The sequence below is a fragment of the Campylobacter sp. BCW_6461 genome, from assembly GCF_001762735.1.
Lineage (GTDB): Bacteria > Campylobacterota > Campylobacteria > Campylobacterales > Campylobacteraceae > Campylobacter_D > Campylobacter_D jejuni.
In genome coordinates this window covers 164,348-184,102 of record NZ_MJXJ01000023.1, presented here as the reverse complement: position 1 = coordinate 184,102, position 19,755 = coordinate 164,348, and the positions used below count along the sequence as shown (strand labels likewise).

The 19,755-nt window shown below is 30.6% G+C and carries 20 protein-coding genes, 2 tRNA genes and 2 pseudogenes; 16 read left to right on the top strand and 8 right to left on the bottom strand.

Going from position 1 to position 19,755, the window contains the following annotated elements; all coding sequences use genetic code 11:
• The first annotated feature begins 3 nt into the window (after window positions 1-3).
• A complete protein-coding gene (locus tag AJ882_RS05985; protein ID WP_002867687.1) occupies window positions 4-801 on the top strand; it encodes an amidohydrolase family protein in 798 nt (265 codons plus the stop codon).
• On the opposite strand, the gene AJ882_RS05980 is transcribed toward AJ882_RS05985, so the two are convergent.
• Both AJ882_RS05980 and AJ882_RS05975 read right to left on the bottom strand, forming a co-directional pair.
• A complete protein-coding gene (locus tag AJ882_RS05980; RefSeq protein WP_002859081.1) occupies window positions 798-1,883 on the bottom strand; it encodes an FUSC family protein in 1,086 nt (361 codons plus the stop codon). The two genes, AJ882_RS05985 and AJ882_RS05980, sit on opposite strands and share 4 nt — an antisense overlap.
• Entirely contained in the window at window positions 1,880-3,112 is a 1,233-nt protein-coding gene (locus AJ882_RS05975; RefSeq protein ID WP_011049738.1) for a glutamate-5-semialdehyde dehydrogenase, read from the bottom strand. The genes AJ882_RS05980 and AJ882_RS05975 overlap by 4 nt, the downstream gene beginning before the upstream one ends.
• A gap of 70 nt (window positions 3,113-3,182) precedes the next feature.
• On the opposite strand from AJ882_RS05975, the gene AJ882_RS05970 reads away from it, so the two are divergent.
• Window positions 3,183-4,118 carry an NAD(P)-binding domain-containing protein gene (locus AJ882_RS05970; protein ID WP_070279688.1) on the top strand — a complete coding sequence of 312 codons (936 nt, stop codon included), beginning with the start codon at window positions 3,183-3,185 and terminating at the stop codon, window positions 4,116-4,118.
• 180 nt (window positions 4,119-4,298) lie between these two features.
• A pseudogene (locus AJ882_RS05965) lies at window positions 4,299-5,626 on the top strand (MATE family efflux transporter).
• Between the two features lie 47 nt (window positions 5,627-5,673).
• On the opposite strand, the gene AJ882_RS05960 reads toward AJ882_RS05965, so the two are convergent.
• Complete coding sequence (locus tag AJ882_RS05960; protein ID WP_002867690.1) at window positions 5,674-6,603, bottom strand: DUF2860 family protein; 930 nt, start codon at window positions 6,601-6,603, stop codon at window positions 5,674-5,676.
• 153 nt (window positions 6,604-6,756) lie between these two features.
• Between AJ882_RS05960 and AJ882_RS05955 the strand changes: the two genes are divergently transcribed.
• From AJ882_RS05955 to AJ882_RS05925, 8 genes and pseudogenes are all read left to right on the top strand, one after another.
• A complete protein-coding gene (locus AJ882_RS05955; protein ID WP_002858532.1) occupies window positions 6,757-8,133 on the top strand; it encodes a replicative DNA helicase in 1,377 nt (458 codons plus the stop codon).
• Window positions 8,134-8,195: 62 nt separating this feature from the next.
• Window positions 8,196-8,798: a hypothetical protein gene (locus tag AJ882_RS05950; protein WP_079254347.1), complete on the top strand. Its 603-nt coding sequence runs from the start codon at window positions 8,196-8,198 to the stop codon at window positions 8,796-8,798.
• Complete coding sequence (locus AJ882_RS05945; protein WP_002858584.1) at window positions 8,789-8,995, top strand: membrane protein; 207 nt, start codon at window positions 8,789-8,791, stop codon at window positions 8,993-8,995. The genes AJ882_RS05950 and AJ882_RS05945 overlap by 10 nt, the downstream gene beginning before the upstream one ends.
• Window positions 8,996-9,123: 128 nt before the next feature.
• The gene (locus AJ882_RS05940) at window positions 9,124-10,191 is read left to right on the top strand and encodes a YcjF family protein (RefSeq protein ID WP_070279687.1); all 1,068 of its coding nucleotides are present in this window, start codon (window positions 9,124-9,126) and stop codon (window positions 10,189-10,191) included.
• 10 nt (window positions 10,192-10,201) lie between these two features.
• Window positions 10,202-10,372 carry a hypothetical protein gene (locus tag AJ882_RS09455; protein ID WP_002859946.1) on the top strand — a complete coding sequence of 57 codons (171 nt, stop codon included), beginning with the start codon at window positions 10,202-10,204 and terminating at the stop codon, window positions 10,370-10,372.
• 13 nt (window positions 10,373-10,385) lie between these two features.
• A complete protein-coding gene (locus AJ882_RS05935) occupies window positions 10,386-10,691 on the top strand; it encodes a hypothetical protein (RefSeq protein WP_002866447.1) in 306 nt (101 codons plus the stop codon).
• An 8-nt stretch (window positions 10,692-10,699) separates the two neighbouring features.
• Window positions 10,700-11,768: pseudogene (locus AJ882_RS05930) on the top strand (HP0729 family protein).
• Window positions 11,765-12,637: a helix-turn-helix transcriptional regulator gene (locus AJ882_RS05925; RefSeq protein ID WP_002867694.1), complete on the top strand. Its 873-nt coding sequence runs from the start codon at window positions 11,765-11,767 to the stop codon at window positions 12,635-12,637. Before AJ882_RS05930 ends, AJ882_RS05925 begins: the two are co-directional and overlap by 4 nt.
• Before the next feature lie 21 nt (window positions 12,638-12,658).
• Here the strand turns inward: AJ882_RS05925 and AJ882_RS05920 are convergent.
• Both AJ882_RS05920 and AJ882_RS05915 read right to left on the bottom strand, forming a co-directional pair.
• Window positions 12,659-12,734: transfer RNA gene (locus tag AJ882_RS05920), tRNA-Met, on the bottom strand.
• 34 nt (window positions 12,735-12,768) lie between these two features.
• A tRNA-Gln gene (locus AJ882_RS05915) sits at window positions 12,769-12,843 on the bottom strand.
• 92 nt (window positions 12,844-12,935) lie between these two features.
• On the opposite strand from AJ882_RS05915, the gene AJ882_RS05910 reads away from it, so the two are divergent.
• The 5 genes from AJ882_RS05910 to lpxD are packed head-to-tail and all read left to right on the top strand — an operon-like array spanning window position 12,936 to window position 17,551.
• Window positions 12,936-13,955, top strand: coding sequence for a bifunctional 3,4-dihydroxy-2-butanone 4-phosphate synthase/GTP cyclohydrolase II (locus AJ882_RS05910; protein ID WP_002852104.1), 1,020 nt, complete (start codon window positions 12,936-12,938; stop codon window positions 13,953-13,955).
• Between the two features lie 11 nt (window positions 13,956-13,966).
• The gene (locus AJ882_RS05905; RefSeq protein ID WP_002852081.1) at window positions 13,967-14,410 is read left to right on the top strand and encodes a GatB/YqeY domain-containing protein; all 444 of its coding nucleotides are present in this window, start codon (window positions 13,967-13,969) and stop codon (window positions 14,408-14,410) included.
• A 17-nt stretch (window positions 14,411-14,427) separates the two neighbouring features.
• The gene (locus AJ882_RS05900; RefSeq protein WP_002887659.1) at window positions 14,428-16,128 is read left to right on the top strand and encodes an acetolactate synthase large subunit; all 1,701 of its coding nucleotides are present in this window, start codon (window positions 14,428-14,430) and stop codon (window positions 16,126-16,128) included.
• Entirely contained in the window at window positions 16,125-16,589 is a 465-nt protein-coding gene (ilvN, locus tag AJ882_RS05895) for an acetolactate synthase small subunit (protein ID WP_002852211.1), read from the top strand. The genes AJ882_RS05900 and ilvN overlap by 4 nt, the downstream gene beginning before the upstream one ends.
• Window positions 16,586-17,551 carry a UDP-3-O-(3-hydroxymyristoyl)glucosamine N-acyltransferase gene (lpxD, locus tag AJ882_RS05890; protein WP_002852180.1) on the top strand — a complete coding sequence of 322 codons (966 nt, stop codon included), beginning with the start codon at window positions 16,586-16,588 and terminating at the stop codon, window positions 17,549-17,551. The genes ilvN and lpxD overlap by 4 nt, the downstream gene beginning before the upstream one ends.
• Here lpxD and queA read toward each other — a convergent pair.
• From queA to tatB, 3 genes are read right to left on the bottom strand one after another with little or no spacing between them, the layout of a single operon-like run.
• On the bottom strand, window positions 17,540-18,568 hold the full coding sequence (gene queA, locus AJ882_RS05885; protein WP_002870115.1) for a tRNA preQ1(34) S-adenosylmethionine ribosyltransferase-isomerase QueA: 1,029 nt from the start codon (window positions 18,566-18,568) through the stop codon (window positions 17,540-17,542). The two genes, lpxD and queA, sit on opposite strands and share 12 nt — an antisense overlap.
• Window positions 18,561-19,298 carry a twin-arginine translocase subunit TatC gene (gene tatC / locus AJ882_RS05880; protein ID WP_011049740.1) on the bottom strand — a complete coding sequence of 246 codons (738 nt, stop codon included), beginning with the start codon at window positions 19,296-19,298 and terminating at the stop codon, window positions 18,561-18,563. Before tatC ends, queA begins: the two co-directional genes overlap by 8 nt.
• Window positions 19,291-19,707, bottom strand: coding sequence for a Sec-independent protein translocase protein TatB (gene tatB, locus AJ882_RS05875; protein ID WP_002852097.1), 417 nt, complete (start codon window positions 19,705-19,707; stop codon window positions 19,291-19,293). The genes tatC and tatB overlap by 8 nt, the downstream gene beginning before the upstream one ends.
• Between the last annotated feature and the right edge of the window lie 48 nt (window positions 19,708-19,755).

Sequence of the window (19,755 nt, the reverse complement as noted above, 5' to 3'; positions counted from 1 at the left end):
TTAATGAAGATTGATACTCACGCACATATATTTTTGAAAAAGTTAAATACGGTTGCAAATGCAAGATATAAGCCTGATTATGACGCTAGTTTTAAAGATTATAAAGCAAATTTAGATCATTATGATTTTAATAAAGGGGTTTTAGTTCAGCCAAGTTTTTTAGGTATTGATAATGAATTTTTGCTTCAGAGTATAGAAAAAGATGAAAATATAAAAGCTATAGTTGTGGTTGATGAAAATATTAAATTTGATGAGCTTAAAAAACTAAAAGAAAGAAAAGCTTGTGGAGTTAGATTAAATTTAATTGGCAAAGAATTACCAAATTTTAAAAGTATGGTTTGGACTCAATTTTTTGAAAATTTAAGTAAGCTTAAAATGCAAATAGAAATTCAAAGAGATTTAGATAATAATCTTGTTGATATTGTTGAAAATTTAATTCCTTATGGTTGTAATATTGTTATCGATCATTTAGCAAGAGCTAATGCAAACTTAACAAATTTAGAGGATTTAATTTGCTTAAAAAACTCTAGAATATTTTTTAAAATTAGCGGTTTTTATAGAGCAAAAATAGATTATGCTAATAATGAACAAGCTGTAAAATTTGCAAAGAAAATATATGAAATTTTAAAAGAACATTTTCCACTTAGCAATTTTGTTTTTGGAAGCGATTGGCCACATACAAATTTTGAATCAAATGTTAATTTTTCATCGGCTCTAGTAGCTTTTAATGAAGTTGTCGTATCTAAAAAAGAACAAGAGCAAATTTTAGGGGATAATGCTTGTGCTTTATTTGGCTTTTAAGCTTTTTGTTTTATCCTAAAGATGTATTTTGCAATGCGTTCAAAATGCACTCTTAGATAAGGTTTGTAAATCACAAAACCACCTAAAAGCCCTAAAATGCTTCCTATTACAACATCAATTAAACGAGCGAGTATTAATTTATCTGCATTTTCACTCATAAAATTAGCTGCTTCCGAAAGATAAGTAGCATAAGGAGTAAAGAAAATCATAGCTAAAGCATAGTTTCGATTGACTAAAAATTGTCCTATAAAAAACAAAGACATCATAAGTAAAATAAGCTCTATATCGTGAAATTGTTTAGATAAAAGCCACCATGCAAAACATACTCCTAAGGCCGTTCCTATGATGCGTTGAATTTGTTTAATCCATATAGAATTTAAAGTTACACCTTGCATAATAGCTGTACAAGAAATGGCTATCCAATAACTTCTTTCAAGTTCTAAAAAAGTTCCTATAAATATAGAAAAAGCCACAAAAGAACCCATGATCAAAGAATCCACAAAAACTGCATCAAAACCTATATATTCTCTAGGTGGAATTTCGCTAGGTAAAGCATTTTTAAATCCATAAATCACAACGATAGAATATAACAAAGCCATTAAATTAGCTACCATTGCTCCAAGAAAAACAAGACCTACTAAAAAGATAAAATCCTTAGCTTCAAAAGGAGAATAGGCTCCTAAAACACAAGAAAATACAAAGAAAAAATATCCAGGTGCACCAATGTTATAGTATCTAATTAAAATAGAACTTCCCATGGCCATAATTCCTATAGGGATGAAGGCAAAAATTGCAGGCAAAAAATGAGTTAAAATTCCTAAGAAAAAACTAGAAACTATGCCAAAAGAACAGCACATCACAACAGCCATTCTATGATATAAAGGAGTGTTTGGAACATATAAAAAAGACAAAGCTCCTATCATGGCAATGAGTCCATAGTTTAATTTTCCAAAAAATACACTAAGCCCTAAAACTATACCTACGCCTAAAGCCGCAAAAAAAGGCATTTGCCAAACTTGTTCGCTTGAATTTAATTTAGCAATTTCTTTAAAGTGTTGCTTTAGTATTTCTATTTTATTCACTCTCGAATTTGTCCTTCCCTATTGATTATATATTTATAAGTGCAAATATCTTCAATCCCCATAGGACCTCTTGCATGCAATTTGCTGGTTGAAATTCCAACTTCTCCACCAAAGCCAAATTCTCCTCCATCGCTAAAACGCGTTGAAGCATTAGCATAAATACAAGATGAGTTTATAAGGCGTTGAAATTTAGCGATATTTGAAGCATCATTTGAGATAATGGTTTCAGAATGCAAGGAGCTGTGTTTATTGATATGCTCTATAGCTTCATCGCAATCTTTTACTAATTTTACACTTAAAGCAAAATCAAGCCATTCTGTATCAAAGGTATTTTCATTTGCTTTAAAAATTTCTAAATTTGAGTTGTTAAAATAAGCCAAAGTATTTTCATGGGCGTGAATTTTTACCTTAAATTTTTCAAATTCAGGTATTAAAAGACTTATAAAATTTTTAGCAATTTTTTCATGGATTAAAAGCGTTTCTAAAGCGTTACAAACACTTACTCTTTGACACTTTGCATTAAGGATTATTTTTAAAGCCATATCTAAGTTAGCACTTTGATCTACAAAAGCATGACACAAGCCTTTATTTTGCTTAATGAGAGGAATTTTGGTATTGTTTGCAATTTCTTGTATCATATTTGAACTTCCGCGAGGTATGATCACATCGATTAAATCATCAAAGGCTAGAATTTGCAAGATTTCATCTCTTTGGGTAAACATAGCAAAACAATCTTGCAAATCAAATTCCTTAAGTACTTTATTAACAAGAGTAAATATAGCCTCATTTGTAAATTTTGCTTCACTTCCGCCTTTAAATACACAAGCATTGGAACTTTTTATCATTAAAGCTGCGATTTCAGCGCTAAGACTAGGCCTTGCTTCGTAAATAACACAAATGAGTCCTAAAGGAATGCTTATTTTTTGTATGTTTAAACCCGCATAATTTTTCCAGCCTTTAGAAATTTTGCCTATAGGATCTTCGATGTAAGCGATTTTTTCTAGGCCTTCGCAAAGAGCTAAAATACGTTTTTCATCTAACAAAAGCCTATCTTTCATTGCTCCGCTTTTTGTGAAATTTGCCATATCTTTTTTATTTGCTTCTAGGATAATTTTGAAATTTTCTCTTAAAATTTGAGCTAATTTTAGAATAATTTTTTCTTTATCTTTGGGCGTTAAGTTAAGTAGTTTTTGAGAATTTTTCTTAATATTTTCAAGCAAATTTCGCATTTTTAATCCTTTATTTACAAAAAACTTGATAAATTATACAAAAAAATTTAGAATTGAAAGGTAAATATAAATGAAAAAAATAGATTTAATTGTAGTAGGTGCAGGTCCAACAGGGATAGGCTGTGCAGTTGAAGCCAAGCTTAAAAACAAAGAAGTTTTGATACTAGAAAAATCAAATAACATTTGTCAAACTTTAATGCAATTTTATAAGGATGGCAAAAGAGTAGATAAAGCTTATAAGGGATGCGAAGGAACCAATCACGGACATGTTCCTTTTGAAGATGGCACCAAAGAAAGCACTATAGAAACTTTTCAAAACGCTTTAAAAGAGCACAATATAGAAGTTGAATTTGGTTCTGAAGTTGAGAGCGTTAAAAATGAAAATGGAGTTTTTTTAGTAAGCACAGCTAAAGGTGTTTATGAGTGCAAAAACATTATTGTTGCTATAGGTAGAATGGGTAAGCCTAATAAACCTGATTACAAACTTCCTATGACTTTAACAAAAATCATTAATTTTAATGCCAATTCAGTTTTAGCAAATGAAAAAATTCTTGTTGTAGGTGGTGGAAATTCAGCAGTAGAATACGCTGTGGATTTGGCTAATTCAAATCAAGTTAGCCTTTGTTATCGTAAAAAAGAATTTACAAGATTAAATGATATAAATCTTAAAGATATTCATGAAGCTGGAAATTCGGGTAAGGTAGAGTTAAAACTAGGAATTGACATTAATGAAGTAGAAGATGATAATGGCAAGGCTAAGGTAAATTTTACCGATGGTGCAAGCGATATTTATGATAGAATCATTTATGCTATTGGTGGTTCTACTCCACTTGATTTTTTACAAAAATGTGGGATTAATGTTGATGATAAAGGTGTGCCTTTAATGGATGAAAATAAACAAAGCAATGTTAAAGGCATCTTTGTAGCAGGAGATATTACTACTAAAAATGGAGCAAGTATAGTTACAGGGTTAAATGACGCTGTGAAAATTCTTTCTGTGCTTTAAAATTTAGCCTTTGGGCTAAATTTTTATTTTAGTTTAATCTAGAAAATTCATATGCAAAATAAAATAAATATTAATAAACTTATTGCGAAATTACTTTATTTAAATTCTTACATATTAGGACTTTTGGCATTTTATTAGCGGTTTAAAATATTTTTAATTTTAAATATTTTAAGGATTATTATGTCAAGTATTTTTAGCACCTTAAGCCCTTTTAGGCTTTTTGTAAAATGTGCCGTGCCAAATGTTATAAGCATGGCTTTTATTTCTTTTTATTATATAGTTGATGGAATTTTTGTTGGAAAATATCTAGGAAGTGATGCTTTAGCGGCACTAGCCTTGATTATTCCCTTTATCATGATGTCTTTTGCTTTGGCTGATATGATAGCCATAGGATCAGCAGTGCAAATTTCTATGCATTTAGGTTTAGGCAAGAAGAATTTAGCTAGAAAGATATTTAGCTCAAGTATGTTGATTATTTTTATAATCTCTTGTTTTATTGGAATTTTAGAGTATTTTTTAGGACCTGTTTTGATTGATTGTTTAAATGTTAGCGATGAGATTAAAACGATGGCTAAAGAATGTATGTTTGTTTTTGCTTTGTTTGCACCCTTTACTATACTTTCTTTTGCTTTGGATAATTATTTAAGAATTTGCGAAAAACTGCTTATAGTATGGCAATGAATGTGATTATAGCATTAAGCAATATAGTGCTTGATTATATTTTTATAGTCGAGTTGAGTTGGGGCTTATTTTCAGCTGCTCTTGCAACTTGTTTGGGGCTTGTTTTAGGTGGTATTTTTGGAATTTTTCCTTTCTTGTTTCAAAATTTAGAGCTTAAAATTTCAAGCCTATACATGAATTTAAAAATTTTTAAAAATATTCTTTATAACGGAAGCAGTGAGTTTTTTGGCAATATTTCAGGATCTTTATATAGTATTTTTGCAAATTTTGTTTTATTAAAAATTTCTGATACTCAAGCCGTGGCAGCCTTTTCTATAGTTTTATATATTGATAGTTTTATTATAATGCTTATTATTGCTATGGGTGATGCAATGCAGCCTGCGCTTAGTTACAACTATGCTAAAAAAGATTTTTCAAGAATCAAAGCTATTATAAAAGTGGTATTTTTTGCAGGGGGATTTTTATCTTTATTCTCTATAGTGCTTATATTGATATTTGGAGAAAATTTAATCACGCTTTTTACAAAAGAAAACAATCAAGAATTTAAAACTTTTGCTTATACAGCTTTGATGCTTTTTGCTTTTAATTATTTTTTTGCATGGTTTAATGTTCTAAGTGGTTCTTTTTTGACAGCTTTTAATAAGGCAAGCTTTTCTTTGGTTTTAAGTTTGGCGCAAAATTTATTTATACCTTTGTTTTTTCTTTTGTTTTTATCTTGTTTTATGGGTTTAAATGGAGTATGGCTAAGTCCATTTTTTGCTGAATTTTGTGTTTTGATTTTAGCTTGGATTTTTCTTAAAAGAATTTTTAAAGATCTATCTTTATAGGAGATAGATCTTTTTTAAATTTTATCAAAGGAGCTTTTTTATAATTTTTAGAATTTATATCCTATACCAGTTAGGACAATTTGATAGGTTTCATCATAAAATCCTATATCACTATTTCTTTTTTCTATGCCATAATTTGCAAAACCATAAAGTCCGTTATAACCCAAAAATTGATTTTTAACAACTTTTAGATTAAGCTTAACTATATTACCATCTTGTTTTTTGTGGAAGATAGGATCAGTTCCTACTGCTTCATATTTGCTAAGATTTAAATTTGGAGTGAAGATGTAATCATTAGCAAAAGCCAAATTTGTCCCTATGCTAAAACCATATCTTGAATAGCTTTGAGCTTTTCCGTCTGCATCATTGTAATCATAATTTAACCCTAGGTTTAATAAGCTATAATTATAGTTTAATTCAAATTCGTGATAATACCCCTCCCTTTTTAAAGAGCTTTGTGCGATAGTGTCTTTATCATATTTGTTTTTGCTAAATAAATATGAAGTGGTAAATTTCCCAAAATCACTTTCATAAAGTTGAGAGATTTTAAAACCATATCTATCAACATCAGTTTCTTCTCTATTTCCTATTGCATAAGGATTTGCATAAGCTTTTTCTCTTAAAGAGGAAATCACAGAAAAAGAAGTGCTAAAACGCTCTAAATAAGCTCTTTCGTAGCCTAAAGCTATACCGCTGATATCTCTTCCATTGTAGTTTTTAATAAAAATTCTATCATTATCTATAAGATTACCATAGTAAAGTTCTACACCGATAAAAGGAATGAAAGAGGAGTCTGAATTATCAGCATTGTGACTGCTTAGATAATCGCTGTTTGCCAAAGTTGAAATATTACTTTTAATATCCCTTGCACCCACACCTATGCTTAAATTTCCACTAAAACCTTCTTGAAATTCTACAGCCGTAGCTGATTGGGTTAAAATGGAGGCTAAAACACAGGAAAATAAATATTTTTTCAAATGTTCTCCTTGAAATGTTTGTTGTTTGTAATTAAATTACATTTATAATTGTAACTAATATTACTTTAAATATTTATAAAAAAATTAAGTTTTATAATTTAAGTTTTTTTAGATAGAATTTTTAGAATTAATTTATACTTATAAGGAAATTTAGTGCAGCAAGAGTATTATGACTTGGATTTAGAACGAGCTATTTTAAGCAGTTGTATCATGAGTGAAGAAGCTTATGCTAGTATAGCAGGTGATATTAGCCCAAAAGATTTTAGTCTTAAAGCTCACCAAGATATTTTTAAAGCGGTTATAGCTTGTAGTAATAACAAAGAGCCCATTTCTGTAAGTTTTTTAAGAAAACATAAAAAAATAGATGAGCAAATTTTAGCAGAAATTCTTGCCACTCCTTCTATGATAGATTTGCCTGCTTATGTAAATGAACTTCACGAAAAGTCCGTAAAAAGACAACTCTTGAGTTTTGCACATCTTTTGCCAACTCGTATCAATGAAGATCGTGCTGTAAGTGAAATCGCAGATGAAATTGGTAAAGAAATTTTTAGCATTACAAATCGTGTGAATTCTAGAGATATTAAAGATGTTGATATGGTAATATCAGAACTTTTTGAAGAATTTAAAAAGCAAAAAACTTTAGAAAATAAAGGTATTATAGGGCTTGATACAGGTTTTGAAGGTCTAAATAAAATGACAAAAGGCTTTAAAGGGGGTGAACTTATAATAATCGCCGCGCGTCCAGGTATGGGAAAGACAACTCTTTGTTTAAATTTCATTGATAAGGTTTTAAGACAAAAAAAAGGCGTGGCTTTATTTTCTCTTGAAATGCCTGCAACTCAAATCATGCAAAGAATGCTATCTTCTAAAACTTCTATTCCTTTGCAAAAAATTTTAACTGCAGATTTAAACGATGATGAATGGGAGCGTTTAGGAGATGCTTGCAATGATTATAGTCAAAAGAAATTATATATTTACGATAGTGGTTATGCAACTATTGCTGATGTAAGGGCTATTTTAAGGCGTTTAAAATCTCAAGATGAAAGTATAGGACTTTGTGTGATTGACTATATAGGGCTTATGATGAGTAATTCAAATTTTAATGATAGACATTTGCAAGTTAGTGAAATTTCAAGAGGACTTAAGCTTTTGGCTAGGGAGCTTGATATGCCTATTATCGCACTTTCACAACTTAATCGTGGCTTAGAGCAAAGGGCAAATAAGCGTCCTTTGATGAGTGATTTGCGAGAAAGTGGAGCTATAGAGCAAGATGCGGATGCTATTTTGTTTGTATATCGCGATGAGGTTTATAGAGAACAAGAAGAAAAAGAAAGAGAGAATAAAGCTAAAGCTGAAGGCAAAGCTTATCAAAGGCTTTTTATACCAAATCCTATGCAAGAAAATGCTGAAATTATTGTTGGAAAAAATAGAAATGGGCCTGTTGGAACTATAGAAGTTGTATTTTTAAAAGAAAAATCTTGTTTTGTAGATAAACCTATAGGCTATGAAACTACTGAATTTACAGGCTAGCTTTAATAAAATAAGTTTTTAATATTTTAAAGTTATTTTTTACGACACAACCTGTCGCAAGGGTGTTTTATACTTTCTTTGTTATTTTAAAACAAGGAGAGAAAATGTTAAAACAAATCGCATTTGGTAGTATAGCTCTTACAGCTACAGGATATGGCATAAAAAAATTATACGAAAAATTATCCAAGCCAGAAAGAAAATTTGATACACATGCTATTGTTCCAAGCTGTAAAGATATGATCAATACCGAAGAATACAAACTCAAAAGAGAGCTTGAAATCGAACAAAAGAAAAATCAAATTCAAGAATTTCTTTGCGAATGTATGGAGTGTTATAGCGGCTTTTCAAAATATTTTAATTCTAAGGAATTTTTAGAATTTGAGCAAAATTTTACCTCTAAAAATAATCACAAAACAGAATTTCTTTTGTCGTCTTATAAAGATCAAATGATAAAAGTGATCGACTATGCTAAAAAATTTAAATGCTTGAGTGCTTTTTTGGAAACACAAAGCGAAAAAAATGACTTAGCGGTTGTAAAAATGATAAGTGAAAGTATGGAGAGAAAAACACAGAGATTTTATCTGCAAACAAAATTTCAAACTTTTCCTCAGTATATTTTTCCTTCTGTGTGGAGTTCTCCTATGTGGGATAAACAATGGGAATAATACTTGGAATTTTAAGCCTTATAGCTGGCTTTGTTGCCATAGTGTTGATGTGTGGTTTGTATTTTATAGCGTTTATGGTTTTTGTTGGCATAGCGATACTTATTTTTCTTTCTATGCAACCTTATCCTTATAATATAATATTTTGTGCTATATATTTAATCACAATTTTAGCGCTAGTGCTATGGCGTAAAACTTAAAAATTTCACTTCCCCCTTGACTGGGGGGGGGGATTTGATAAAATACAAAGTTAAAAATTTTAAAAACAAGGAGAAAATATGGCAAATAATGAGTTTAATTTCAACAATGGATCTTTTTTAACGAGATAATGACATCGTTTGAAAAAATCAAAAAAGAAGAACAAGAAAATAATAAGTTAAATGTTTTAATACTTGGAAAAACAGGTGCAGGAAAAAGTACTTTAATTAATACCGTATTTGGTGAAAAAGTAGCCAAAACAGATAGCGGCTCTCCAATCACTGCTAATTTAAACAAATATGAAAAAGATGGACTTTGTATATATGATAGTAAAGGTCTTGAAATAAAAGATGACAAAGATATTGATAACTTAAAACAATTTATCGAAGATCAAAAAGCAAAAGAACCTTCAGATCAAATTTATTTGGTATGGTTTTGTATTTGTGAAGCAAATCGAAGAATAGAACCACAAGAAAAAGAATTAATAAAATTTTTAAAATCTGAAAAATTTTGTACAATATTGGTTATCACTAAAGCTCAACAAGATAAAGATGAAAATGGTTGTAGTTTTAAGGATATTGTTAAAAAAGAGCTTAAATTAGATGATGAAAAAATAGAAAGAGTAAGAGCTATAGCAATTGAAGATGATGAAGGAAATGTTAAAAAACTTTTAGGTATTAAAGAGTTAGTCAATAAAACTTATTGTTTTTTAAATGAAGGACAAAAAAATGCTTTTGCAAGAAAACAACAATATGATAAAGATTTAAAAAGAGAAGCTTGCAAAGAAAAGGCTCAAGATAAGATTAAATATTATGCAGGATTATCTTCAACTGTAGCATTATCTCCTATACCTTTTTCTGACTTTCCTCTTATTGCAACCAATCAATGTGCTATGATTTATCATATTAGTATGATTTACGAGCTTAATTTAAGCAGTAAAGATGATGCTTTAAAAATTTTAACAGCTTTACTTGCTACAGGTGTTACAGGATTTGCAGTCAAAACGCTTGCTACAGGTCTTATGAAATTTATTCCTGGTGTCAATTTTATAGGTGGAGCTATTAACGCAACAGTAGCCTACAACGCCACTAAAAAAATCGGAGAATTTTATATAGATTATTTAGATGAACATTTTGAAGATATACAAAATGGAAAAAAACTTGATTTTGAATTTAAAAATTTATCAATAGAAAAATAAGCAATAAATCATGATTAAGCCTATTCCAAAATTTCAAAAATGTATAAAATGTGGCAAAAGTTTTTTAGCTAAACCTAAAAGCGATGCTTTAAATACTTTAGATTTTATATGTAGTGATTGCAAAGGCGAAAAAAGTGGATTTTTAAGTTCTTTGTTTGAAATTTTTAAACCAAAACACTAATCAAGGAAAAGAAATGTTTTCTAAGATTTTCTCATCTCTTAGTCTTGCAAATGCGTTTAAAGGCTTTTTATTTAAACGCATTTCAAGCCCTATGCAAAGTGCTCGTATTATCAGTATGGTTTTAGATATAAAAAATGCTTTTAATGACAGCAAAGATCAAGCAAGTAGTATTTGTAAAACTTTGGATTTGATAGTAAATTTTAAAAAAGAACACCCGCAGGATTTTAACGAGTTGTTTGAAATTTTAAAAGATCTCATACAAGAATACGAGCAAAATCCTAATGAAATCAAGCAAAATCTCAAAGAAATCCTAAAATAAGGCAAAATATGAACCACCTTTTAATCCTTTATAACCCCTACTATCAAGAAGATGTCATCAAGCAACACTTAAGCATTTTGCAAGAAAAATCCCAAGTTGCCTTTGGCAAAATCAAATCAAAGCTCAACGATCAAGAAAAGCAAAATTCCTTAGAAGAAATTTACCAAAGTACAAATGAAGAAAATTTCTTGCAACTCTTTTTAAGCGATTATGCTAATTTATTTGTCGCTAAGGTGATAAAAATTTCTAAAAATGTTGATGAAAGTTTGATTCCTAGTTATTATAAAGAAAAAAATTTAGAAGTGGAAGACTTTTTTATTATCAGTGATTTAAGAGAATTGGTCAGGGAAGATTTTAGTCTTTTAAGAGATAAATTTTTAGCCAATTTCATCACCCCAAACGATCACACTTATGCTATTTATGGCAATAATTACAACCTATCCTTTGCCTGTGAGATTAAAAGAAGAGTGTTCTTATTTTTTAGGAGATGAAAAGCATTATTTAAGCGTGTATAAAAGTAAAGAATACCTAGCCATGCAAGAAAATTTCATACGCTTTGTTTTTGGCAAAAGGATTTTTTATCTCTTGCACCCTGATAGCATAAGCAATATCATTCATGCAGAATTAGAGCTTTTGCAAAGCGAAAACGATCTTTTAAATGATTTTACAAGCATTATAGTCAAATACTCCAAAACCTTAGAATATGAAATTTATGCTTTTGCCAAAAAAGTTCTTTTAAAAGCTTGTATGAAAGATCCTAGCCTTTATGATTTAACTTATAATGTCCAAAGCAAATCTTTTATACTTAAAGATTTTTTTACCCAAAAACCCAATCTTGGAAGTATTAAATTTCTACTCAGACATGAAAATATCCAATGTCATTTAGGAAAAAGTTTAACTCAATTTATCAATTATCCTTTTTCAAAAAGTCTTACTCTCATTCAAGAAATCCGCAATGAAGCCGTTCATGCAAAAGCCCCAAGTTTAAATGAAGTCAAAAAACTTAGAAATGAAATTTTAGGCATAGAAGGCGTAAGTTTGTTAAAAAGCATTTTAACTCACAAGGAAATTTCATGAAAGAATACGACAAATTAAGCATACGCTTGGTGCAGATTTTATCAAAATTTAACAATGGGGAAAGTCTAAGCGCCCAAGAGCTTGCACAAGAGTTTAATGTCGATACAAGAACCATACAAAGGGATCTTAACGAAAGACTTACTTTTATGCCTATTAAAAAAGAAAATGGAAGATATGTTTTAGAAAGCTTTGCTTTGGGAAAATTAAGCTTTAAAGACATACAGAATTTTGCCACCTTAAGTGGTATTGCTGAGCTTTATCCAAAACTCGATCAAGGCTTTATAGTCGATCTTTTAAGCCATAGGGTAAATAAAGTTTTGATGGTAAAAAATGAAGGTTTTCAAAAGGTGGATTATGAGCTTTTTAAAGATCTTAGTGTAGCTATACTCAAACACAATGTATTGAATTTTTTCTACAAGAAAAAAGAACGCCAAATCAAACCTTACAAACTCGTAAATTACAAAGGAATTTGGTATCTTTTAGGGGATGAAAATGATAAATTAAAACATTTTAATTTAGATAAAATTTCAAAACTTCGCACTAAAAATGAAAATTTTATTCCCAATGAAAAACTTCAAGAACAAATCCAAAATGATCCTAATATCTGGCTTGGAGAAAGCAAAGAAGTGATTTTAAAACTTGATAAAAATGCTAAGGAATATTTTTTTAGAAAAGAAATACTAAGTAATTATCAAATCATTGATAAAGATGAAACAAGCTATACTTTAAGCACTCAAGTTTCCTATGAAGATGAAATTTTACATTTGGTTAAACAGTGGATTCCTTATATAAAAATTCTAGCTCCTATAGAACTGAAAATACGGCTAGAAGATATTTTAAAAAGTTATTTAAACAATCTATCTAAATAAAATTTATTTTAAATCCTTAACTGGTTGCGAAGGGGAGATTTGAACTCCCGACCTTCGGGTTATGAGCCCGACGAGCTAACCACTGCTCTACTTCGCGGCATATAAGATACTTTGAAATATAAAATAAGAAGTGGATGGGGTAAAGGGATTCGAACCCCTGAATGACAGGACCAAAACCTGTTGCCTTACCGCTTGGCGATACCCCAATAAATATTTTTTAAAAGTGTGATTATAATGAATTTTAATTTATTTGTCAAGCAATTTAAGTTATAATTTTAAAAATTTTAAGGAAATAAAAATGAAATTTGTTAGCGTAGAACAAGCGATTAAGGATTTACAAGCAGGAAAAATGCTTGTTATGGTAGATGCAGAAGATAGAGAAAATGAAGGCGATTTAATCTTTCCTGCGCAATTTAGCACTCAAGAAAAAGTAAATTTCATGATAAAAGAAGCTCGTGGTGTGGTTTGTGTAGCCTTAGATGAAACTTTGGCAAAAAAATTTGAACTTCCTTTAATGGTGCCTAAAAATACTTCAAACCACGAAACTGCTTTTACTATAACCGTAGATGCAAAAGATGCTACAACGGGAGTTAGCGCCTATGAAAGAAATATGACTATACAAATTTTTGCCGATGATAATGCTAAGGCGAGTGATTTTGTAAGACCAGGGCATATCAATCCTTTAATCGCAAAAAAAGGTGGGGTTTTAGAACGCACAGGTCATACAGAAGGCACGGTTGATCTTTGTAAATTAGCAGGATTAAAAGGTGCTTGTGTGATTTGTGAAATTGTAAAAGATAATGGAGATATGGCAAGAAGAGAAGATCTAGAAATTTTTTGCCAAAAACATGATTTAAATATGATAGCCGTAAGCGATCTTATAGAATATCGCCTAAAACATGAAAGCCTTATTAAGCTTGAAGAAAAAAGTCAAAGTGTTTTAGCAGGCTTTAAAGCAGAAAAATTTATCTTTAGTGATCATAATCAAACCCAACACATAGCTTTTTGCTTTAAAGATATCAAAAAATGTGAAAATGTTAAATTTCATATCAGTGGTAGTGATTTTGAGCTTTTAACTTCAGATAAATTTTCAAAACTTTTAGAGCAAATCAAATTTCTTAGTGAAAATGGTGGCGTTATAGTTTTCATGCAAGGAGAAAAATCCAGTACTACTCAATACAAAAACTATGGTATAGGAGCACAGATTTTAAGATATTTTGGTATAGAAGAAATTAAACTTTTATCTCAAAGTTGTGATAAAGACTATATAGGTTTAGAAGGTTTTGGTTTAAATCTTAAAGCTTGTAATTTTAACTAAAAAGGAAAAAAATGACTTTAAAAGAACAAATTTTAAACGATATCAAAGAGGCAATGAAACAAAAAGATGATTTTAAAAGAGATAGTTTAAGAACTCTAAATGCAGCTTTTAAGCAAATAGAAGTGGATGAAAGAATAGAGTTGGATAATGAAAGAATTTATAAAATCATTGCAAGTGAAATCAAAAAACGCAAAGACGCAATCGAACTTTATCTTAAGGCAAATCGTGAAGATTTAGCACAAAAAGAACAAAATGAAATAAGTCTTTTTGAAATTTATCTGCCTAAACAACTAAGTGATGAGGAGTTAACTTTAGCCTTAAAACAACTTATAGAAGAATTGGGCGTAAGTTCACTAAAAGAACAAGGTTTGGTAATGAAAGAAGCTAAAATAAAATTAGGTGCGAGTGTTGATGGCAAAAGACTTAATTTAGCACTTAAAGAGCTTTTACAATAATTTTTTGGAGTGTTATTATGAAAGAGTTAAGCGGTTCGGCAATGATTTGCGAGGCTTTAAAAGAAGAAAATGTTAAAATTGTTTTTGGTTATCCTGGAGGCGCTGCGCTTAATATTTATGATGAAATTTACAATCAAAAGTATTTTAAACATATTTTAGTGCGTCATGAACAAGCGGCTTTGCATGCTGCTGATGCTTACGCAAGAATGAGCGGAGAAGTGGGCGTAGCTATAGTTACAAGCGGACCAGGTTTTACAAATACTATTACAGGTCTAGCTACGGCTTATAGCGATTCTATCCCTTTGGTGTTGATTTCAGGGCAGGTGGCAAATTCTCTTATTGGTACAGATGCTTTTCAAGAAATTGATGCAGTAGGCATTTCAAGACCTTGTGTAAAGCATAATTATTTAGTTACTTGTATAGAAGAGTTTCCACGCATTTTAAAAGAGGCTTTTTATATAGCAAGAAGTGGTAGACCTGGGCCTGTGCATATAGATGTGCCAAAAGACGTAAGTGCAACTTTGGGACTTTGGGAATACTCTAAAGAAATTTCCATGAAGACTTATAAGCCCGTTTATAAGGGTAACTCAAAGCAAATTAAAAAATTTGCAGAGCTTTTAAAAGAAGCAAAAAGACCTTTGTTTTACTTAGGTGGAGGTTGCATCAGTTCTAATGCAAGCGAGCAAATCAGAGAGCTTATAAAATTTACAAAAATTCCAGCAGTTGAAACTTTGATGGCGCTTGGAACTTTAAGAAGTGATGATGTTTTTAATCTTAAAATGGCAGGCATGCATGGAAGCTATGCTGCTAATATGGCTTTAAGTGAGTGCGATTTGCTTGTGAGTGTAGGAGCGAGATTTGATGATAGGATTACAGGAAAAACAAGTGAATTTGCTAAACATGCGACTATAGTTCATGTTGATATTGATCCTAGTTCTATTTCAAAGATTATCAATGCGCATTATCCTATAGTAGGAGATATTAAAGAAGTTCTTAAAGAGCTTTTAGAAGAGCTTAAAAAGGAAAATTTCAACACAACTTTTAAAGAATGGCACGAAACTTTAAAGCGTTATAATGAACTTTATCCGCTTTCTTATGAAGATAGCAATGAGATTTTAAAACCGCAATGGGTGATTGAAGAATGTGCGAAAATGGCTCCAGATGCAAGGATTATTACTGATGTGGGTCAGCATCAAATGTGGGTGGCACAGTTTTATCCTTTTAATTATCCAAGACAACTTGCAACAAGCGGAGGGCAAGGAACTATGGGATATTCTTTACCTGCTGCTTTGGGTGCAAAGCTTGCTGTGGGTGAAGAAGTGGTGATTAATTTCGTAGGCGATGGATCGGTTTTAATGAATATCCAAGAGCTTATGACTGCTTATGAGTATGGTATAAAAACTATAAATATTATTTTAAATAATGCCTTTTTAGGTATGGTAAGACAATGGCAAAGTATGTTTTATAAAGAGCATTTTTCACAAACTGATTTAAGCACTCAGCCTGATTTTATCAAAATAGCTCAAGGTTTTGGTTGTGAAGGTTATGAAATTTCAAACAAAGAAGAATTCATTCAAGCTTTTAGCCAAGCTTTAAAAAGTGATAAAACCTCTCTTTTAAATGTAAAAATTGATCGCTTTGAAGATGTTTTACCTATGGTGCCTGCAGGAGGTGCGATTTATAATATGATTTTACCAAAGGCAAAGGATAGACAATGAGAAGGGTTTTATCGGTAATTGTTTTAAATGAGCATGGGGTTTTATCTCGTATAGTAGGACTTTTTTCAGGAAGAGGTTATAATATTGACTCGCTTACAGTAGCACCTTTGGAAAATAAAGAATTTTCTCGTATTAATATAGTCACCTCAGGAAATGAAAGAACTTTTGAGCAGATAGTCAAACAACTTCATAAGCTCATTCCTACTTATAAAGTGATAGAAAGTGAAGAATTTATTGACAAAGAAATGGCTTTAGTGAAAATTCCTTTAAATGAAAATTTAGGTGGACTTGATGCCGTTTTGAAAGCTTATAATGGTACTATTGCAAATAGCAATGAGAATTTTTTGTTTTTAATGGTTGCTGATGATGCAAATCGCATTGATAATTTTTTAAAAACAATTAAAAAATACAATCCTAGTGATATAGTTCGCAGTGGATCTGTTTTGATGGAGATTAAATGAAATTAAGTGAAATAGCAGAATTTTTAAGCTTGGAATATAAAGGCGAGGATATAGAAATCAGTGCTTTAAATTCTTTATTGAAAGCAAATTTTACAGAGCTTACTTATTGTGATGGTGAGAAAAATACCAAAGATATACCTCACACAGGAGCTGCTGCTATTTTAGTATCTAAAGAATATGAAAATTTAGTACCTAAAGATACTAAAGCTTTGATTACTCAAAGTCCACATTTGAGTTTTGCTTTTTTAAGCAAGCTTTTTGCTAAACCTTTGATAAGCACAGCTAAAGAAAAAGTACAAAATATCGCAAAAAGCGCAAGAATCATGCCTAATGTTTATATAGGTGATAATGTAAATATCGGTGAAAATGTAATCATTATGGCGGGAGCTTATATAGGCGATAATGTCAGCATTGGTGATGAGAGTATTATCCATCCTAATGTAGTGATTTATAATGATACTAAAATCGGTAAAAAATGTCATTTGCTTGCCAATTGTGTAATAGGAAGCGATGGCTTTGGTTATGCGCACAATAAAAACGGCGAACATTATAAAATTTATCATAATGGCAATGTGGTTTTAGAAGATTTTGTAGAAGTGGGGGCTTGTACAACTATAGATAGAGCAGTTTTTGATAGTACTATTATCAAAGCAGGTACTAAGGTAGACAATCTAGTTCAAATCGGACATAATTGCAATATAGGTCAAAATTGTATCATTGTGGCACAAACTGGAATTTCAGGTTCAAGTGAGTTAGGACGCAATGTTATTATGGGTGGTCAAAGTGCAACGAGTGGACATTTAAAAATAGGCGATTTTAGTACTATAGCTGCAAGAGGCGGTGTGAGTAAAAATTTAGAAGGCGGGCGTGTTTATGGAGGTTTTCCTATCATGCTTCAAAAAGATTGGCTAAAACTTCAAGCTAAAATAGCAATAAATTTTAAAGAAAAATCACAAGATTAACATCGCATCGCCATAAGAGTAAAAGCGATATTTTTCTTTTATGGCGAGTTCATAAAGTTTTAAACACTGTTCTCTACCGATAAAAGCTGAAACTAGCATGATAAGAGTAGATTTTGGTAAATGAAAATTGGTTAAAAGATGATTTTGTCTTATAGGTGGATTTTGCGGGTGTAAAAAAAGATCACAAAAACCATTTTTTGTTTTAGTTCTTGCATAATATTCTATGGTTCTTGTTACCGTTGTTCCTACGCCTAAAATAGCTTGTTTAGAATCTATAATTTCACATGCTTGCTGCGGAATATTAAAAAATTCGCTATGCATTTTATGCTCTTGTATATTTTCGCATTCCACGCTTTTAAAGGTTCCAGCTCCTACATGTAAGGTTAAATGATAAATTTCGTGTTTTTTTCTTAAATTTTCAAGCATAGTCTCACTAAAATGTAAACTTGCAGTCGGAGCAGCCACTGCACCTAAATTTTTTGCAAAGATACTTTGATAATCTTTCAAATCACTTTTTTCATCCTCCCTTTTAATATAAGGAGGCAAGGGTATATGTCCTATCTTGTCAAGCAGGTTGTAAAGATTTGAGGTGTCTAAGGTTTTATCATTTTGAAAAAATTGAACTTTTCGAAGACCATCATTTAAAAGTTCTACAACGCGTACTTTTAAATCATCTTTAAAATATAAGATTTCATCTTTTTTAACACGCCCTTTAATTTGAGCTAGAAAAAGCGGATCGTGAGAATTTAAAAAAGGTTGATGCAAGAAAAGCTCTATTTTTCCTCCGCTTGCTTTATTGCCATAAATTCTTGCTTTAATAACTTTGGTATCATTGAAAAAAATCGCGCAGTTGGGTAAAAAGTCTTGTAAATTTTTAAAAGTAGTATGAAAAATTTCTTTGTTTTTGCGATCAAAAACCAAAAGCCTAGCATCTTCTTTTGGATTTGTAGGATAGTTGGCTATGAGTTCATTAGCTAGAGTGTAATCATAGCTTGAAAGAAGTAAGTCTTTATTCATCACTTTCTTTATCTTTTGGAGCAGGATTTACCTTTTGAACAATTAAAATAGAAAGTCCATAAAGTCCGCAAAGTGGTCCTGCCATTAAAAATTGAGATAAAACATCAGGTGGAGTCATAAAGGCTGAAAAAACAAAAATAACTAAAACAGCTATGCGAAAATGGCGTTTTAAAAAACTATCATCTATAAGTCCGACTTTAGCAAAGAAAAAGGCAATTACAGGCATTTCAAAAGCTAAGCCAAAAGCCACAACAACTTTTGTAAAAAAATCTACATAAGTTCCTATGGTAATTACAGGATTAAAATCTTCATTTAAACCAAAATTAATCAAAAATTTAAAAGCCAAAGGCACTACAACAAAATAGCAAAAACAAGCCCCCAAGGCAAACATAATGCTCGCAAAGCTAACAAAAGGCACCACAAGGCGTTTTTCATTATCATAAAGTCCTGGAGCTACAAATTTCCAAAATTGCCAAAAAATTACAGGTAGAGAAAAGATAAAGGCTGCAAAAAAACTAACCTTCATTGCGGTAAATAAGGCTTCTTGTATTTCAATTACATTTACATGTTTGGCTACTTCGGGTAAAACAGCTATAAGTGGAGCTTTTAGAATATCTAAGATATAGCTTCGTAGAGCAAAACATACAATAAACATAACTACAATGCAAGCAACGCTTATAAAAAGGCGTTTTCTAAGTTCTATTAAATGAGGTCTTAATTCTTCAAACATTTATTTTTCCGTTTTTATCTTGTGTTTCTAATTTGCTAAGATTTGGTTTTTCTTCTGTATTTAAATTTTGTCCGCTAAGGTTATTTTTTACTTTATCATCTCTGCTATCAAAGGTTAAATCTACCTTTGTTTTATCTAAAATATCTCTCTTAAGGTCATCAAATTCTTCAAAGCTGAGTTTTTTGCGTATATTTTCATTAGTGCTTGAAAATTCATCTTTGTATTTCTTAGCTTCTTCTTTTAAGTCATTGATGCGTATTTCTTTTTCTATGCTTGATTTTGCATCATCTATGTTGCGTTTTACAGCCTTTAGAATTTTTGCTATTTGTACTATAGCTTCTGGAAGTTTATCAGGTCCTAAGACTAAAATCGCTACAACTAAAATAACTATAATTTCACCAAAACTCATTAATCATTACTCTTTGATTTGATATTTTAATAAATATTTTACTTAAAA

What these genes read in the sequence shown, in the direction of transcription:
- AJ882_RS05970 (WP_070279688.1), top strand. Translation starts at nt 3,183, where the DNA reads ATGAAAAAAATAGATTTAATTGTAGTAGGTGCAGGTCCAACAGGGATA.
- AJ882_RS05900 (WP_002887659.1), top strand. Translation starts at nt 14,428, where the DNA reads ATGAAAGAGTTAAGCGGTTCGGCAATGATTTGCGAGGCTTTAAAAGAA.
- tatB (WP_002852097.1), bottom strand. Translation starts at nt 19,707, where the DNA reads ATGAGTTTTGGTGAAATTATAGTTATTTTAGTTGTAGCGATTTTAGTC.
- AJ882_RS05905 (WP_002852081.1), top strand. Translation starts at nt 13,967, where the DNA reads ATGACTTTAAAAGAACAAATTTTAAACGATATCAAAGAGGCAATGAAA.
- AJ882_RS09455 (WP_002859946.1), top strand. Translation starts at nt 10,202, where the DNA reads ATGATTAAGCCTATTCCAAAATTTCAAAAATGTATAAAATGTGGCAAA.
- AJ882_RS05935 (WP_002866447.1), top strand. Translation starts at nt 10,386, where the DNA reads ATGTTTTCTAAGATTTTCTCATCTCTTAGTCTTGCAAATGCGTTTAAA.
- AJ882_RS05975 (WP_011049738.1), bottom strand. Translation starts at nt 3,112, where the DNA reads ATGCGAAATTTGCTTGAAAATATTAAGAAAAATTCTCAAAAACTACTT.
- ilvN (WP_002852211.1), top strand. Translation starts at nt 16,125, where the DNA reads ATGAGAAGGGTTTTATCGGTAATTGTTTTAAATGAGCATGGGGTTTTA.
- AJ882_RS05910 (WP_002852104.1), top strand. Translation starts at nt 12,936, where the DNA reads ATGAAATTTGTTAGCGTAGAACAAGCGATTAAGGATTTACAAGCAGGA.
- AJ882_RS05985 (WP_002867687.1), top strand. Translation starts at nt 4, where the DNA reads ATGAAGATTGATACTCACGCACATATATTTTTGAAAAAGTTAAATACG.
- AJ882_RS05945 (WP_002858584.1), top strand. Translation starts at nt 8,789, where the DNA reads ATGGGAATAATACTTGGAATTTTAAGCCTTATAGCTGGCTTTGTTGCC.
- AJ882_RS05940 (WP_070279687.1), top strand. Translation starts at nt 9,124, where the DNA reads ATGACATCGTTTGAAAAAATCAAAAAAGAAGAACAAGAAAATAATAAG.
- queA (WP_002870115.1), bottom strand. Translation starts at nt 18,568, where the DNA reads ATGAATAAAGACTTACTTCTTTCAAGCTATGATTACACTCTAGCTAAT.
- AJ882_RS05925 (WP_002867694.1), top strand. Translation starts at nt 11,765, where the DNA reads ATGAAAGAATACGACAAATTAAGCATACGCTTGGTGCAGATTTTATCA.
- lpxD (WP_002852180.1), top strand. Translation starts at nt 16,586, where the DNA reads ATGAAATTAAGTGAAATAGCAGAATTTTTAAGCTTGGAATATAAAGGC.
- tatC (WP_011049740.1), bottom strand. Translation starts at nt 19,298, where the DNA reads ATGTTTGAAGAATTAAGACCTCATTTAATAGAACTTAGAAAACGCCTT.